Source organism: Flavobacterium sp. AC105 (genome assembly GCF_979258495.1).
In genome coordinates this window covers 4,212,487-4,230,168 of sequence record NZ_OZ409860.1, presented here as the reverse complement: position 1 = coordinate 4,230,168, position 17,682 = coordinate 4,212,487, and the positions used below count along the sequence as shown (strand labels likewise).

At 36.5% G+C, this 17,682-nt stretch carries 11 protein-coding genes; 3 read left to right on the top strand and 8 right to left on the bottom strand.

Annotated elements, in window-relative coordinates; all coding sequences use genetic code 11:
* Nucleotide 1 precedes the first annotated feature (1 nt).
* Nucleotides 2–1,162, bottom strand: a complete 1,161-nt coding sequence (locus ACZ0AH_RS17440) for a di-heme oxidoredictase family protein (RefSeq protein WP_463477057.1) — start codon at nucleotides 1,160–1,162, stop codon at nucleotides 2–4.
* A gap of 512 nt (nucleotides 1,163–1,674) precedes the next feature.
* On the opposite strand from ACZ0AH_RS17440, the gene ACZ0AH_RS17435 reads away from it, so the two are divergent.
* The 3 genes from ACZ0AH_RS17435 to ACZ0AH_RS17425 all read left to right on the top strand — a co-directional run bounded on the left by ACZ0AH_RS17435 (nucleotide 1,675) and on the right by ACZ0AH_RS17425 (nucleotide 4,019).
* On the top strand, nucleotides 1,675–1,860 hold the full coding sequence (locus tag ACZ0AH_RS17435) for a hypothetical protein (RefSeq protein WP_463477056.1): 186 nt from the start codon (nucleotides 1,675–1,677) through the stop codon (nucleotides 1,858–1,860).
* Between the two features lie 756 nt (nucleotides 1,861–2,616).
* On the top strand, nucleotides 2,617–3,285 hold the full coding sequence (locus ACZ0AH_RS17430) for a response regulator transcription factor (protein WP_395421237.1): 669 nt from the start codon (nucleotides 2,617–2,619) through the stop codon (nucleotides 3,283–3,285).
* Nucleotides 3,286–3,338: 53 nt separating this feature from the next.
* Entirely contained in the window at nucleotides 3,339–4,019 is a 681-nt protein-coding gene (locus ACZ0AH_RS17425) for a DUF1345 domain-containing protein (RefSeq protein ID WP_463477055.1), read from the top strand.
* Between the two features lie 507 nt (nucleotides 4,020–4,526).
* Here the strand turns inward: ACZ0AH_RS17425 and ACZ0AH_RS17420 are convergent.
* The 7 genes from ACZ0AH_RS17420 to ACZ0AH_RS17390 form a co-directional block, all read right to left on the bottom strand.
* Nucleotides 4,527–5,282 (bottom strand): methyltransferase family protein, encoded by a 756-nt coding sequence (locus ACZ0AH_RS17420; protein WP_463477054.1) that lies wholly within the window; start codon nucleotides 5,280–5,282, stop codon nucleotides 4,527–4,529.
* 451 nt (nucleotides 5,283–5,733) lie between these two features.
* The gene (locus ACZ0AH_RS17415) at nucleotides 5,734–7,692 is read right to left on the bottom strand and encodes an LTA synthase family protein (protein ID WP_463477053.1); all 1,959 of its coding nucleotides are present in this window, start codon (nucleotides 7,690–7,692) and stop codon (nucleotides 5,734–5,736) included.
* A 580-nt stretch (nucleotides 7,693–8,272) separates the two neighbouring features.
* A complete protein-coding gene (locus ACZ0AH_RS17410; protein WP_463477052.1) occupies nucleotides 8,273–9,007 on the bottom strand; it encodes a ZIP family metal transporter in 735 nt (244 codons plus the stop codon).
* Nucleotides 9,008–9,318: 311 nt separating this feature from the next.
* On the bottom strand, nucleotides 9,319–10,500 hold the full coding sequence (locus ACZ0AH_RS17405; protein WP_463477051.1) for an efflux RND transporter periplasmic adaptor subunit: 1,182 nt from the start codon (nucleotides 10,498–10,500) through the stop codon (nucleotides 9,319–9,321).
* Nucleotides 10,501–10,511: 11 nt separating this feature from the next.
* On the bottom strand, nucleotides 10,512–14,885 hold the full coding sequence (locus ACZ0AH_RS17400; RefSeq protein WP_463477050.1) for a CusA/CzcA family heavy metal efflux RND transporter: 4,374 nt from the start codon (nucleotides 14,883–14,885) through the stop codon (nucleotides 10,512–10,514).
* Between the two features lie 87 nt (nucleotides 14,886–14,972).
* Nucleotides 14,973–15,293, bottom strand: a complete 321-nt coding sequence (locus tag ACZ0AH_RS17395; RefSeq protein ID WP_395421229.1) for a DUF6660 family protein — start codon at nucleotides 15,291–15,293, stop codon at nucleotides 14,973–14,975.
* A gap of 342 nt (nucleotides 15,294–15,635) precedes the next feature.
* Nucleotides 15,636–17,636 carry a heavy metal translocating P-type ATPase gene (locus ACZ0AH_RS17390; protein WP_463477049.1) on the bottom strand — a complete coding sequence of 667 codons (2,001 nt, stop codon included), beginning with the start codon at nucleotides 17,634–17,636 and terminating at the stop codon, nucleotides 15,636–15,638.
* Nucleotides 17,637–17,682 lie beyond the last annotated feature (46 nt).

The following is a 17,682-nucleotide window of genomic DNA, read 5'->3' as shown; positions in this document are numbered from 1 at the left end:
ATTATAATGATTTTATAAATTTCAGTAAAGCTTCTCTATCTTCTTTAAAAAGCTGCCCAAATGCATTTCTACTTTGCTCGGCCTCGCCGCCATGCAGTTTTATGGCCTCATCAATAGTTTTTGCACGCCCGTCATGCATTAGGAATAAATTGCCGCCTTGTGAATTTTCTGAAAGACCAATTCCCCAAAGTGGAGGAGTTCTCCATTCATAGGTTTTGGCGGTGCCTTCTGTATAACGGTCGTCTAATTCTTTTCCCATATCATGTAAAAGCAAATCGGTATAGGGTGCAAAAGTTTTATAAGAAAGAAAGCTTATAGGAGAATAACTTGTCTTAAGTTCGCTTTTATGACAAGCCACACAATTAATTTGAGTAAAGATGTTTTTACCGCGAATAACAATGGGATCACTTTGATTTCGCTGAATCGGGGCTTTTAAAGTGCTTAAGTAAAAAACAACATCATTGACTTTAGCCGTTAGGATTTCAGGGTCAATTTCTAAATTAGTATAATGATCAATGGGATTAAATAATGATGTAATTCCCATATCCTGATTGTAAGCATTCACTGTCTGATGTAATAAATCATAAGCGGAGGCTTTTTTGCCATACCTTCCAATATATTTTCCATTTTGAGATATCGTATTTGCACCAGTAATAGAATAATTGGGAATACTGATCCAGTTTACGGTACCCGAAATACCGTCGTTATCTAAGTCTTCAGGATCTGTCATAGCCAATATGTCCGCGTCTGAAACATATTGTAAAAAACCAAGCCCGGTAATGGCGGGAGGGGTAAACCTGGAAAAAGTAGCACCTGAAGGAATCTCTTCTGGCAGAAAACCCGGCAAGGCACGGTTTTGGAGCTGGGGACCTCCCTGATCCAGGAATTTGTTACCGGTGTCGTCCACTTGTCCGAAACGAACCAAGCTTGTAAAGAGATGTCCTTTGCCGTCTCCGGCATGACAATTAATACAGCTTGTGCCAACAAACGTTGATCCTAGGCCCGTAGCTCTGGTAAAAACTTCATTCACTGCGATATCACCACGTAAAAATTGCGAAGCTTGCGAAGCGGATAACCCCTCAATTGGGCCGTCTAATAATTCATCATCGGCGGGAAGCTCTACATACGATGTTTCGCATGATAATAATATTAAAGATGACATTATCAGCAATAAAGATTTATTTAAAAAAATATTTATGTAGTACATGTTTTAATTTTTAGACAAATCTAAATATTTTTTTTAGATAATTAATATTTTATCTTTGAATGTTTATAAAAAAATGGGAAGCTAATATCATATAGAAAAAAGTGTCTAAAAATATTTTAATTTTATATAAATTATTTGAGGGTAGACTCTCTTTAGTTAGAACTATATACAAGGTTAATTATAACAGGAAACTTGTAGCACAAAATCGTTTGCTGAACACAGTAATAAAAATGAAAAATATATTTTTCTACTATAAAAATTGAGATTTGTTTACTTTTTTAAAATTTAAATTTCTAAGGTTTAAAAATAATATAACATCTTAATTTTTTGTTATTTATTAAATCTTAGTTTAATCTTAAGAAACTACTTTGAATTATGATGTAAATTAGTGTAAATAAATACAGGTGCCGTTAGTAAATTATTTTCAGGTATTTGTAAGACTAATTTATTAATTAAATATTTACATTATGAACACAGAAAAAAAAGAGGGGCATGTACATCCGGAACATGACAAACATAAGGAACATCACCAGCATCCGGAACATCATGAAGGAGAACAGGGAAAAAATCATCCGGAACATCATGATGAATTAGAACACCACGATGAAATAGAACATCATAAAGAAGGTGAGCATCATAAACAAAGCAAATAAAAGTAGAGAATGCCAAAAAGTCCCCTTATAGTCTTTTGATTAAAGGGGCTTTTTTTATCTGCTTATATTATTAAATTACCGGATTTTATAAAATATAAATTACTTTTCTTTTTCTTTTTTGTAAATTTACAATAATGACTTATCAGAAATCTATTTTCGTAATCTTGTTGGCGGTACATTTACTGACCGTACTTTTCATTCCCTGTCTAGATATGGAAATTTCTAGCAGTGGCGGGAGGACAGTAGTTTCCGAACAAAGAAATGCTGGCTGTGATAGTAATAAAGAATTATGCTGTTCCGTCTGCCACTGTATTACCTGTAAGTGTGATATTTCTCTTCCAATCAACAATATGCTAGTTTTTCCCATTAGCATTGTGATTACCGAGACTAATTTAATAGTATATCAATCCTTGAGGTCTGATTACCTTAGTTCAATATGGCAGCCACCGCAAGAGCGGGGTGAGGCATAGCCAAAATGTCTTTTCACTTACAGGACACAATCCCTTGGGGAGAATTGTCTGCATATTGATACAATACATGCTTGGTTAGCGTATTGAATCAGTATGTCAGCACAATTTATCTATGTACTGTGCCATCTATCTTTATTTTTCTGTTTATTAAAATGAATTGCGGATTATGTTCGCAAATTATTTTAGGGTCGCTGAATAAAATGCACAAACATTTGGCAGGTTTCCAGATAAACACTTTTAAAATCAGGGAGCCCTAAATCTCCAACAATTAATTACCGTCTTAAAAATGAATATTCTAATAATTGATGACCAACCAAAATTTGTAAACTTCCTGCGCATTGGACTCGAGGAAGCAGGACATTTTGTGCATACCGCTGAGGATGGTAAGGAAGGAGTTCTTAGAGCAGCTACAAGAAACTATGATTTGATTCTTCTGAACTGGATTCTTCCTACGGTTGCGGGAATAGAAGTATGCCAGGCAATCCGTGTATCCGATACCCAGACGCCTATAATTTTTCTCACCACAAAAGATACACTCGAGGACACCATCGTTGCTCTGGAGCATGGAGCAAATGATTATATAAAAAAGCCGTTTAGTCTTGAGGAATTAATTTCAAGAATTATGGCATATGAAAGAAAAGCACAAAATTCAGAGCGCGAATACTGGCTTTCAGATATAAATATAAAAATGAATACTTATAAAGTTTTTAAATCAGGTCGAGAGGTTCTACTGACGCGTAAAGAATTTCTGCTGCTGGCTTATCTGCTGCGGCATAAAGGACAAGTATGTTCTCGCGTAGATATTATTAAGGAGGTATGGAGTTCAGACTATGAGTATGACGCAGGCATTATTGATGTTTTTATGAGTAATATAAGAAAAAAACTTCGGATCTCTGCTACCGATGAAAGACTTAGGACTGTAAGAGGTGTCGGTTTTATTGCTAATGAATCTTAAAATAATCAATCAATATTCTACGGGAGATGATTAAATAATTTAAATTAAATATTTTGAAATCAAAGATAATTTGGATGAGCAAGATTGACAGTAATCTTCGATTATATATATCATTATCCATTGGTGCTGCTATGTTTTTTATGTTGGAAAATACTGAAAAAGCATCCGTACATTGGATGGCTTCATGGCTGGCTTTCTCTGGCGCCTATCTTCTTTTATGCTGGATGACAATTTTAAGCTGTCATCCTAAAGATTTGCATAAAATTGCAGAGAAGCAGGATTCAGGTCGCTCTTTAATTATGATATTGATTTTGATGGCTTCTATAATTAGTTTGATTGCTATTGTTTTGTTTTATAGGACTTCAGGTGAAATGAAAGGAACTGAATTGCTTATTCATATTTTACTTACGGTTTTCTCAGCCATATTGGCCTGGTGGCTGGTTCACACGACTTTTACATTTAAATACGCACATTTATACTATGCTGTGGGAGAAGAAAAAGCTGGGAGGCGTGTATTTGGAGGTTTGAATTTTCCTGAAGACAATACGCCGGATTATTTGGATTTTTGTTATTTTTCGTTTGTTCTGGGAACCACATTTCAGGTATCCGATGTTAGTATCACGGCAAGGCATATCAGGAGAATAGTTTTACTGCATGGTATGCTTTCCTTTTTTTTTAATACTATTATTTTGGCCCTAAGTATTAACATAATAGGCGGTTTGATCCAAAAGTAGTCCTATTCTTAGATATAAAAAGATCAAATAATGACTTTTTTATAAAGATGGAATTCATAATTAAAATTAATACTGAAAACTTTACGGTAAATGGCTATCTCAAATATAAAGTATGAATCGTATAGCAAAGGTTTTTGAGTAACTATTTTTGAGAGGCTTTAGAGTAATTTATCATTGGCCTTACCTTAATCTAGCATCAAACAGTTTTATTTGTAAAAGAACAGTATATGGTTAAATTTATTGCCAAATTGTGCGGGCTGTCTAACAGTATTTCAAAAAAAAGATTGTAGTAATCTGAAAATAATATACTGGGGAATTATTTTTTATCAAATATAGGCCCCCTCTGGATGCATTAATGGCTTTATGCATCCAGATACGGCACTATTATATTGGACAATACATTCCCGGATAATTTCAATGATAATGTAATATTTATGAATATTTAATCATTTTGTAAATAATAATATCCATTTAGAGATTTCTTCGGATTTAATTCTATTTACACTCTTACCTCATTTTTACAATTAATCTCCGGAAAAAGGAAATTATGGATTTCAAGTTTTCAAAGATATAAATAATACCGAAGATCAAACTTATTATAAGTGATACAAAATTATAGTTGTTTTTTCCTTGCATTAACTGACAGGAAATTTCAAACACAAAGAAAATAAAAAATGTACTGCAGAGACGCCCGCTTTCACTCTTTCTTATTTTTTTCCAGTTAAAAGGTGAGTGTGACTTTTTATACAGCCAGACATTAGGAAGTATTGCAGGTACTTTTTCAGCCCAGCGAGAGTATTTAAAACCAAACGTACTTTTTAATTGCCTTTCTTTCGCCATCATTATTCTTTCAAGATATATAAAATATAAAAGTGCAAAGGCAAAGATGAACCAAAAGTCACCGGTGATGACAATCATTCCAAGCCATATTATAAAATTGCCTAAATACAAAGGATGCCTGACCATCGAATAAGTACCAGAACTATAATGATTAGATACACCTGTTTTTTTATGTTCATGTGTTGGAATACTGGGAGTGTAACCTACGGTGAGTATTCTAATGGTGCATCCTAGAAGGCTTATTGCCAGGCATAAATATTCAAATAAGCTTTCAAAAGGTGATTGTCTTAAGATTAGCCCATTTGGATTTTTTTCAGACTTAAGCAGTAATAAATAACCTATAAGAAGCATAATGTGGGGAAATGTTTTCCCGTATTTAAGCAGCCATATACTTTGTTTCTCGAATTCTTCCTGAAGTGCCATAATTATAAGTATTACAAGAATTGATATAGGAATGTAAGCAAGTGATGATATAGTAATTTGCATTGCTGAAAATTAGTTTGTAAGGCTAGAGTATGTTTTATCTGCTTAATTTTTAAGATAATAATGGTATAAATACATCATCGATATAACGATGCCTGCAATAATTACCAGAATAGCAAAAAATATAGCAAGATCCCGCAATCTTTTCATGGACTTGGAAGTTTTCCTGCTGTAGCGGGAATGACTCTTGTATACCGGCTGTTTTCCTTTTTTCATTTGTAAAATTTTTAAAGTTATACATTCTTGATATAGGTTCTCTTAAAGTAATTTCTCTTATGGTTCTGGACCAATTGGATGGGATTTGTCGAAGAATCATAGTAATAGACGAAAAAAAACCTGCATTAGGTGTGTACTGGTACTGTTTTTTTCTGCAATTAATTTGTAATTAAAATTATTTCAATAATTTATTGGTAAAAAAATGATCTGCCGTCTGATACCATGCAATCGTTTCTTTTAGAAAAGCCCTGTCCATCGGTATTTCCAATAGACTGTTGTCTTCTTTTTTCCATTTGTAAAACGACTGTCTTTTTTGATCGGATAGGATCATTACTTTATTTCTCTTCATCAAGGCTAGTTTACGGTATGTTCCCAAAAAAGCACGTTGTTCAAATGAATTCTTTAAGACGTCTTTACCAAAAAAATTGGTCTGATAGCTCCAGTTCATAACGCCAAAAAGAGTAGGAAAGATGTCTATTTGCGAACACAATTTTGGAATCTTTTGGTTTTGAGATGCTGGAAGATTTATAATCATGGCTGGAATATGGTAGTTGGCTACATCAATGGCATCTTTTCCTGCACTGCTGGCACAGTGATCACCAATTATGACAAAAATGGTATTTTTATACCATTCTTTTTTGGAAGCTTTTTTAAATAATTCCTGAAGTGCAAAATCAGTATATTTTACGGCTCCTTCACGGCTTGTTCCCGAAGGTATGTCAATTTTTCCTGAGGGATAGGTATAAGGTCTGTGGTTGGAGGTTGTCATGATAAAATTAAAGAATGGAACACCTTCTGTATATTGTTTGTCGGCAACACTTAACATTTTATTATAGATATCCTCATCGCAAATACCCCAGGCATTTTCAAATGTAATTTCATGGTCCTCAATATTATTTCTGATGGTTCTAATCTGGTCACTTAGCACACTTCCACGTCCATGGTCATGAATAGTAAAACCATTACCGCCGAAATAGGAATTCATATTGTCAAAATAGCCATCCCCGCCGTAAAAGAAATTACAATCGTATTGTTTTTCCTTAAAGACGCTGGCAACAGTAAAGAGATTTTGGTTTTCAGGTCTTTTTACAATACTTTGCCCAGGAGTTGGAGGGATTGATAATGTCACAGCTTCCATTCCGCGGACAGTTCTTGTCCCGGTGGCAAAAATATTTTCAAAAAAAATGCTTTTTTGAGCCAGACTGTCCATAAAGGGTGTGATATCCTGCTCATTTCCAAATTCTTTAAGAAAACTGGCACTAAGGCTCTCCACCAGGATAAAAACAACATTTCTTTTTGATGATAATTTCAAAGAGTCATTAATCTTTCTATGTATTGAAGGATATTTACCCGTAAAGCTGGCATTTGAATCTGACAGTTTACTTCGAACCAATTTAAAAGCCTTGTCATCATCAATTGAAGTATAAAATTCATCATACTTCATTTGATTGTTGCGAAAGGCCGCAAAGAAAGAATAAATTCCAGATTTTGAAATTTCAGAATTATAACGGTTAGCAGACCACTCTGCCTGTGCATTTGAAATGTAAGAAGTAAAGAATGCCATAATAACTACAGTTATGGATAAAAAGGCTATTCTAGTGGAAGGTTTGGCGATAAACTCAAAAGTTTTTCGAAATGATTCCCGCCATTTAAAGATCAAAATGATGATCAAGGAGATTAGAACGGTTCCTCCAATTAAGAGTGGCATCGGATATGACTCTTCGATATTGGCCACTACCTCATGGGTATAGATCAGGTAGTCAACAGCAATAAAATTGAATCTAGTTCTGAATTCGTCCCAAAATGTAATTTCGGCAAAAAAAACTAATACCAATATAAATACGATAAGGAATGTGAAGAGCCAGATTAGGATTTTATCAGTATATGTTCCAATCCATTTATTAGGCATAACTGCATAGTATAGCACTGCTGGAAATATAAGAAAGGAAATTGCTCCTATATCATAAAAAAGTCCGGTAAAAAGTGTTCGAAGCAGGTCCAATATCTTCCATGAAACTTCCTGATACTGCCATATAAAAAATAAGAGCCGCAAAAGAAATGAAGCAGATATAAAAAATAAGATTAAATCCCTTATAAGGGCGTATCTTGGTGATAAAAATTGTTTATAAAACATATGATGTATCGTTTTAATTAAAAATTAGAGTTCTATTTGTATATACTAAAAATTGTACAACAATATTTACTGTCGCTAAAAGACATTGTAAGGCAATTCAAAAAATAGCAATCGGCATACAAGCAACTTTTTTAGTGCTTTTTATTTATTGAGGCTTGGACTTAAAAATAGTGGGAGTGCTTTACATTATGCCCAAATCACAATTTTTCAAAAGCCATTTTTTTTGAATCTCAATGTTGTAGACGTAGATTAATAATATCTTAATCGCATCAGGTATTTAATTTAGTATGCCAACAAAGTTTATATGATTTTTTTCTGATCTTAAAACCTCGGTGTGAAGTGCCATACACTTAAACTTTTCTTGTCTTAGTCTAACTCAAATGCATTCTTATGAATCAAAGTGAGCAGAAATTAAAAATAATTAAGCCGCAAGATCAAATCATCCTAAAAAAATAGATTCAACCTTAAGGAAGTTTTCGTAAAGGCAGAATTTCTTTCCAAAAAACAAGCAGTACAAGTACATGTCAGCCGCCAGATATTGTTATAATGAATCAATGTTGCATCAATTTGTTTAATTACATCAGTTCATCATACCCAGTATTAAAAATAACAGGAAACCAAGAAAAAAACAGGCTGTCTGGATTGGCGACTCTTTTTCTTCATGAGCCTCAGTCAGCAGTTCTTCTGTTACAAGAAACAGCAAGGCCGCTAAACCAAATGAAAGCAGTAATTCTAATAATTCCTGAGACAGGTGAGAAAGTAAAGTTATTCCCAAGAGCGCTCCAATAAAGAAGGTCAGGCCAAGTCCTGCCAAAATCAAAAAGTTTTCTGACTTTGAAAAGCTGCTTTTGCGACAGGCTATCACTACGGCCAGCCCTAAAGAAAATGTTTCCAAACCCAGCGCAACAGAAAGCAGTATTCCTTCCTTCTTGCCAGCGGCAAACCCAATACCAAGCAAAAGCCCATCAATAATTAAATCAATGATTAGAGCACTAAGCAGGCCGAATGGCAGCCGATCTTTATTTTCATTTAGCGCATTTTCTGTTTTTTGGTTTCTTTCTGTAAAATACTTTACAAAAAGCATTAAAACAATCCCCATGCTAAAACCTATTCCAACCTCAATAGGCAGATGATTTTTAACAATATCAGGTAAAAGTTCCACAGCTACTACAGAAAAAACAACACCCGCAGCAAAATGTAAAATGGAACTGCGAATTAAACCGCCAGGATTTTTGTAAAGTCCGACAGCCCCTCCAGCGATTATGGTTATTACGGGTAAAAATGCATATCCTAAAACTTCAGAAAGTATTTCCACTGCTGTATATTTTATTTAATATTAACATATCTGTTTCCAGTTGCACTAAATTTGCCTTCCAAGCCTGCTGATCATGATTTGTCGCTTTTTGATCAGCTTACATCCCAGTTGGTTTGATCATCTTTTGTATTTGTCCTTTTACTATTCTCTTAAAGACCGCTTATTTATCCTCTTCGTGGTTATTTGTTTAAGATAAAACAGTCTGCAGGACAAATGTTTGTCACTACGGCCACTAGCAAAACTAATGGCAGTATATGACAATTTAGACCAGCTCGGAATTCTGAGCTTATAAAGAACTGTGTATCGGGGTGCTAATCTTCTTCGCCGCTGTTTTTCATTTTCGACAGTAAATCATAAGCGCCATTAATAACTATTTTAAGGTTTTTATAATCAGTCTGTTCATCAAAAATGATTTCAGTATAGTTCAATTCTGAGATTCCTGTTTTAACGTTCATTAATTTAAAACGGTTTACATTACCATGCTTATCTTTTGTCTGGCCATCTGCTACAAAGATATATTTACTCCCTTCGAATTCCACAACAGCTTTTGAAACTACTGCAGGGACCTGTGAGCTTCCGCTCTCAACGAGGGCTTTCAGATACATACCGGGCAAGAGATTCTTATCATTCTGATCTAATTTACAGTGGATCTGCACCGTTCTTTCTGCACTGATTTCTCTACCGATTAAAGTTACAGTAGCGGTTCTTTCTTTCGTTTCATTTGCAAGTGTGAACCTTACTTTTTGACCTATTTGAAGTTTTGGAACATCTTTTTCAAATACGGTAAGTTCAGCGTGAAGATTTCCCGTGTCGGCAATTTTAAAGAGAACATCTTCAGAATTTACAAAAGCGCCAATATTTGTATTTACTTGGGTCACATACCCATTTATCGGTGAATATAATGGAATTGAGCTTTGTATAGTTCCCTTTTCAAGGCTTGAAATATTGACATTCATTAACTGCAGTTTTGATTTAAGCCCTGCAACGCGTGCGCGGACACTCTCATATTCTGATTTGGATTTCTGTAATGTTTTTAACGCATTAACATTTTCTTTCGACAATTGCAGCTGACGATCATAATCCTGTTTCAAATAGTTCAACTGGCTTTTAAGATCGATATAATCCTGCTGAGGCTGTATATAATCAGGGTTTTGCATCATGGCCACGAGCTGGCCTTTGCTTACTTTCATTCCCTGTAACAATGTTGTACTCTTCACAAAGCCTCCAAACGGTGTAGATATGGAAACAAGATTCTGCGGAGGAACATCAAGTATGCCATTTACCTTGGTAGTGCCACTTAGCGCTTTTGATTCAATGGAGCCGAGTTCGATAGCTGCTGAATTATATTGCTCTGCGGTAATCTCTACAATGTCTGCCTGTGCTGCAGGTTTTGCCTCAGCTGCAGCAGGCTCTGATTCCTTGGTCTTATCGCCGCATGCTGTAAACAGAGTTACAGCTAAAAATAACATAGATGTTTTATATAGAATATTCATATTTTTTGATTTTATCTTGATAATTGGTTTGTTCCTGAAAGGTATTCCAACAGGGAAATACTCAAGTTGTATTGTAAAATTGCTGACAAATAATTCTCCTGGATTCCTGTGGCGGTCCTTAAATTAAAAAAATTTTCGGCATAACTGATATCACCATTTTTGTATGCGCTTTCACTTTTGTTTAAGAGTAGTTCAGCATTTGGCAAGCCAGATGTTAGATAGTAATCAATACTTGTTTTATTTTTCATGTATTCCTGCGAGGCCTGCTCAAACTGTCCTTTTATCGTTATCTGTTGACTCTCCAGTGTTTTAGAAGCTACCTGAGTATTAATTTCGGCTGCTTTTACTCTTGAACTGTATGAGCCAAAGAAAATTGGTAAAGAGATACCGGCCTGAAACCCCTGAAACCTGTCGCCTGAACGGGCGAGCTCGGTTCCCGAAGCATTAAGAGGAGAACCTATAAGGGATTGATTAAAATAACCAAAGGTTAGATCGGGCAGTGCTTTTGTTTTCTGTACTCTTTTTTGAAGTTTTGCAACCTCGATCTGTTGCTGTATAAATGCCAATGCAGGATTTGAAGATGCAAGTGCAGCATTATCCACAGCTGTATAATCGGAGAGTACTAAAGTTTTATCTGCAATAGCTATACGCTCGCTGCTTCCCAGTAATGCTTGAAGCTGAGAAAGATAAATTTCAATATTTGCCTCGTCCTGTCTTAAAACATTCCGTGTTTCGTTTAGTTGTGTCTCAGCAGTGCTTTGTTCCAAGAGGGTACTTTCCCCTGTTTCGAAGCGCAGTTTTGCTGATTTAAGGAAGCCGGAAAATATACTGTCCTGCTTTCTCAGAAGGGCCTGCCTAGCATACAAATACTGTAAATTTGTATATGTGTTTCTGATACGGTAGATTAGTTCATTTTTAGTGATATTGGTTCTTAACTCACTACTTTTTACCAACGCATTTCCTAATGCTGCATTTGCTCCAAAGACAGTTGGAAAAGGAATAGTCTGGGATACAGCAAAATTTTTATCGTTTTTTACATAGCTGTTGTATTGTCCAAACTGACCTGAAATTTCAGTTTTTGGGATTTCTACAGCGGATTTTTTCAGCTGTTGCTGATAGTTAATATCCAATTGTGAGATGAGTACTTCGCGGTTGTTTCGCAATCCCTCTTCGATAGACTGTTCTAAGGTTAAGGTCTTATTTTGTGCTGTAGCAAAATTAGCTGTAAGCACCAAAACAATAATGGCTACTGTTGGATTTATCTTCATAGCTTTCTTATTAAATTTTTCAAACCATATATAAAGTATTGGCAGAACCAATAAAGTAAGCAGCGTTGCAGTAAATAAACCGCCTATTACAACTGTCGCCAGAGGTTTTTGCACTTCTCCTCCACTACCATGGGATAGAGCCATTGGCAAAAATCCAAGTGAAGCCACAAGGGCTGTCATTACTACGGGCCTTAGCCTGACAGAAGTTCCCTTTATAACGATTTGTTTCAGGTCATCCATACCTTCTCTCTTCAGGAGATTAAATTCGGCAATCAATACGATACCATTTAATACTGCAACACCAAAAAGAGCGATAAAGCCGACTCCGGCCGAAATACTAAACGGCATGCCTCGCATCCATAAGGCAAATATACCTCCAATGGCTGATAAAGGAATGGCAGTAAATATTAGCAATGCCTGCTTAACGGAACCAAAAGCAAAGAACAATAATAAAAATATCAGCATAAGCGATGCAGGTACAGCAATAGTCAGACGTTCTTTTGCAGCCTGCAGATTTTCAAATGTACCTCCATAAGTAGGATAATAACCTGATTCGAATTTAACCTGTGTGTCTATTTTTTTCTGAATTTCAGCAACAACACTCTCTACATCCCTTCCACGCACATTAAAGCCGACAATAATTCTTCTTTTGGCATCTTCTCTCTGGATCTGGTTTGGACCTTCTTTAAAACTAACATTGGCAAGCTGATCTAAAGGAATCTGATTTCCATTAGGGGCAGTAATAAAGAGGTTTTTTATATCATCGATCGACTGTCGATTTTCTTTTCCAAGTCTTACTACCAGACTGAATCTTTTCTCGCCTTCAAAAACCAGTCCTGCGGCTTCACCGGCAAAGGCCGAGCGAATCGCTGTATTTACGTCTTCTACATTTAGACCAAACTGTGCTATTTTATCTCTTTGAAAGCCAATTACAATTTGTGGCAGCCCCGAAACCTGCTCCACATAAATGTCCTCTGCACCATTGATTTTACCCGCTATTGAACCTATTTGTTTAGCGTATTTGGATAGTTTATCTAAATCTTCACCAAATATTTTAATGGCCACGTCCTGTTTTACACCTGAAATTAATTCATTGGAACGCATTTGAATCGGCTGTTGGAATCCAAAAGTGGCTCCTGCTATATTTTCTTCAAGTTTTTTCTGCATCAATTCTGCGAGGTCGGCTGAATTGTCAGCACTTGTCCACTCACTTTTATCTTTTAAGATAACCATCATATCACATGCTTCTACAGGCATGGGGTCGGTAGGAATCTCAGAAGAACCAATCTTACCAATAACTTCCTTTACTTCAGGAAAATTATCTTTAAGTACCTTAGCTGTTTTTTGTGTTGTTTCAATGGTCTGAGAAAGGCTGCTGCCGGTCAGAACTCTAAGTTCTACAGCAAAATCGCCTTCTTCGAGAGTCGGAATAAATTCGGCTCCGAGATAAGTAAACACGATCATGCTTAATACCAGCATTCCAACGGCAATCCCCACTATAATAGCTTTGGAGCGAAGTGCAAAAGCCAAAATCGGTGTATAGGCCCTTTGTATAGCATTAACAATCCGATCTGAAATGTTTTCCTTTACAGCTACTTTTTTGCTTAAAAATAGCGCACTCATAACAGGCACGTAAGTCAATGAAAGTATAAAAGCTCCCAATATTGCAAAAGATACTGTTTGTGCCATAGGCCTGAACATTTTGCCTTCTACGCCTACCAATACCAGAATTGGTAGATATACGATAAGAATCACGATTTGACCAAAGGCAGCAGAACTCATCATTTTACGCGCATTACTCATAACGCTGTGATCCATCTGTTCCTGTGTAAGGACCTGGCCCTTATGTTTGACATGCAGATAATGCATTGTGGCCTCTATAATAATGACGGCCCCATCTACAATTAATCCAAAATCAATTGCACCCAGGCTCATCAAATTGCCATCGACACCAAAGAGATTCATGAGGCATATAGCAAATAGCATAGCCAGTGGGATTACAGATGCCACAATAAGTCCGGCTCTCAAATTTCCTAAAAGCAATACCAAGACAAATATTACAATAAGGGCTCCTTCTGCAAGATTTTTGGTAACTGTGCCGATAGCATTGTCAACCAATTTAGTCCTGTCTAAGAAAGGTTCTATAGTAACACCTTCCGGCAGCGTTTTTTTAATCTGCTCCATTCGGGTTTTTACATTCCCAATTACTTTGGATGCATTGGCCCCTTTTAACATCAAAACAATTCCGCCGACCACTTCACCTTCATCGTTTCTTGTCATTGCACCATACCGGGTAGCTGCCCCAATATTAACCTCGGCGACATTTCGAATTAAAACAGGAGTACTGTTAGCATTGGTTTTAACGACAATGTTTTCAATATCATCAACATTATTGATTAAACCCTCGCTTCGAATGAAGTAGGCATTTGGTTTTTTATCAATATAGGCTCCGCCCGTATTTTGGTTGTTTTTCTCAAGTGCTTGAAAGACATCATTTATACTGATGTTCATACTGCGCAGTTTGTCAGGATTAAGGGTTATTTCATATTGTTTAAGAAAACCTCCAAAGCTGCTGACATCAGCGATACCGTCAACTCCTAACAGCTGTCTTCGCACAATCCAGTCCTGAATGGTACGAAGCTCTGTGGCATTATACTTTTTTTCCTGTCCTTTTTTAGGATGCAGTACGTATTGGTAGATCTCACCTAAGCCGGTTGAAACGGGAGCCATCTGCGGCAATCCCATACCAGGAGGAATTTGTTCGCTTGCTTCGCTAAGACGTTCTGCAACTTGCTGTCTTGCCCAGTAGATATCAATATTTTCCTTAAAAACAACAGTAACAACTGACAAGCCGAAACGGCTGAAAGAGCGAACTTCCTCTATGTCTTTAATAGTTGCCATTGTCTGTTCCACAGGAAAGGTGACAAAGCGTTCAATATCTTCTGCTCCGTTGCTTGGAGAACTGGTTAGGATTTGTACCTGATTGTTTGTAATGTCAGGGACCGCATCAATAGGTAGCTGTCTGACGGAATAAATTCCCCAGATTATTAAGGCTAAGACCATAAGCCCAATAATCAATTTGTTCTTTATAGAGAACTGGATGATTTTGTTTAACATGAATGAAAATTTAGTTAAATGACGATAAATAGTATGGCATGATGCCACAACGAATCACTTCGATCAGATCGAAAATACAAAAGTCATTTAACTAATTTTGGGCGGTTGCCAGATGGAACCGTGAAAACGGGAGTAAGCTACTGAAACGTAGCTTTGTTGTTTTTTTCTTATAGGTGAACTTGCGATCACTTCTTTTGCGATCTGGCTATCAAAATCCAAACAAAGAATGGTTCTGCAGCAATTACAGGTGCAAAACGGAGAACAATCATCTTTACTTTGTTTTTTATGTGAAGAAGAATCTAAGAAAGAAACATGTGAAGTACTCAAGGCATTACTCTGACTATCGGCACATGGAATGGCCGAAAGGGTGATGAAAATCAGAGTTAATATGGTGCATATGTATTTCACGAAAGCAAAAATACATAATTATATAATATGGATGCAGATAATTGTTTTTTTTTATTATAAGCAGGAATCCATTTTAAATTATACAGTTCAACTTTCTACATTTTTTCCAGATTAAGCACAATAACTTAATACAGGTGACAACAGATAATTTAGAAAATAATGTAGCAGCAGTATCCGATTTAGAACACATTTATAAAAAAATTATGGATCCATACTATTTGTATGAACCCATAATTTTTAAAATTCCGTAATCTTTTTGCATTTGTTTACTGAAAATAGTAAGATGCCATTTTTTATATCAAGCTAGTTCTCTCAGATAGATAAAATTTTCAGTAGTAAATGTTAGATTTTTAATCTTTGGATCCTAACGGCATTAAGTATAGCTAAGAGCGATACCCCAACATCAGCAATAACAGCTTCCCAAAGGGTAGCAACCCCCCCGGCGCCTAATGCCAACACTATTACCTTTACGACCATTGCCAGGATAATATTCTGCCAAACAATTTTTTTTGTAAGTTTTCCAATTTTTATTGACGTAACGATCTTAGAGGGCTGGTCATTTTGTATCACAATGTCAGCAGTTTCGATTGTGGCATCACTGCCCAGTCCACCCATGGCAATTCCGGCATCTGCCAATGCTACAACAGGAGCATCATTGACGCCGTCACCGACAAAAGCAATTTTCTTTCCTTCATTTTTCAGCGCTGTAACTTTTTCTACTTTTCCTTCCGGCAGCAAATCTCCATAAGCATTGTCAATGCCCAGGTTTCTGGCAACTTCATCGACAACGGTTTGCTTATCGCCGGAAAGCATTACAGTTTGTATTTTTAATTCATGTAAATCTTTGATGGCCTGTAAGGCATCTTCTTTTATTTTATCTGCGATCGTTATATGTCCTGCATACTTTTCATCAAGGGAGAGTACTACAATAGTATATACAATCGCATCAATTTCGGCAGGATATTCGATGCCAAATTTTTTCATGAGTTTTGTATTTCCGGCAAGGACTTCCTTGCCGGCTATGGTTCCTCTGAGTCCATGGCCGGATATTTCTTCCACGTTGGAAATTTCTATACCTTTAATTGAATCCTTCCCGGCATGTTCCACAACAGCAAGTCCAATAGGGTGTGTGGACTGGCTTTCAATAGCTGCGGCATATTTAAGAAGCTCCTCCTGGGGAATTTCTTTTGATTTGATATCCTGCACTTTAAATATACCTTCGGTAAGAGTGCCTGTTTTATCCATGACAACTACATTAATTTCAGTCATTACATCAAGAAAATTTGAACCTTTAAAAAGTATGCCATTTCTTGATGCCAGTCCGATTCCACCGAAATACCCAAGTGGTATCGAAACCACAAGAGCACAAGGACAGCTTATGACCAAGAACACTAAGGCTCTGTAAAACCATACATTGAAAACATAAGGATCTACGAAGAAAAAAGGAACAAAACACACTGCGAGCGCCAGGGCAAAAACAATAGGAGTATAAATTTTGGCAAACCTGCTAATGAATAACTGTGTTTGCGATTTGCGCGATGTGGCATCCTGAACCATTTCCAAAATTTTACTTAGCTTGCTATCCTGAAAAAGTGAGGTTACCTTGATTTGGGAAACGGTATTTAAATTGATCATACCAGCGTATATCTGTTCTCCTTTATTTTTGGTGTCAGGTTTGCTTTCTCCTGTGAGTGCTGCTGTGTTAAATGAAGCTTTTTCAGAAAGCAGTTCGCCATCCAAAGCCACTTTTTCACCAGGCTTTATTTGTATAATCTCTTCTGGTTTTACTTCTTTGGGATCCACGACTACAAAACCGCCATCTCTTTGAACAGCAACCTTATCAGGCCTGATGTCCAGAAGTGCCTGAATGCTTCTTTTGGCGCGGTTAACTGCAGCATCCTGAAACCACTCGCCTACCGAATAAAACGCCATCACAGCAACACCTTCACTATAAGACCCAATCGCAAATGCCCCAATCGTGGCAACGCTCATCAGGAAAAATTCGTTAAAAAAATCAAATCGTTTAGCTTTTCTGTAAGCCATATAAAGTACATTGTAGCCTGCAAGGAGATAAGCGGCAGAAAAAATTATAAGGTTGGCAGGGAATGGCGGGACAAACTCAAAGCCAAATTCAAGTACTAACATTGCCACCAGTATTATAATGGCAAGTAACAGCTGCCAGTGGCTTTTCCATCCCGAATCCGTATCGGTAGCATTATGGTCGTGACCATCATCATCTTTATGTATTGTTTGTTGCTTTTCCGGAGCTGCTTTATCGTGCTCAGCATGATTGCTAAGTTGGTCTCCGGCCTGAATATCTGAATTATTGCTGTTTTCAATCATAATATCTGTTTTTAAATAGTGTGAAATTCATTTCACAATGTTAATC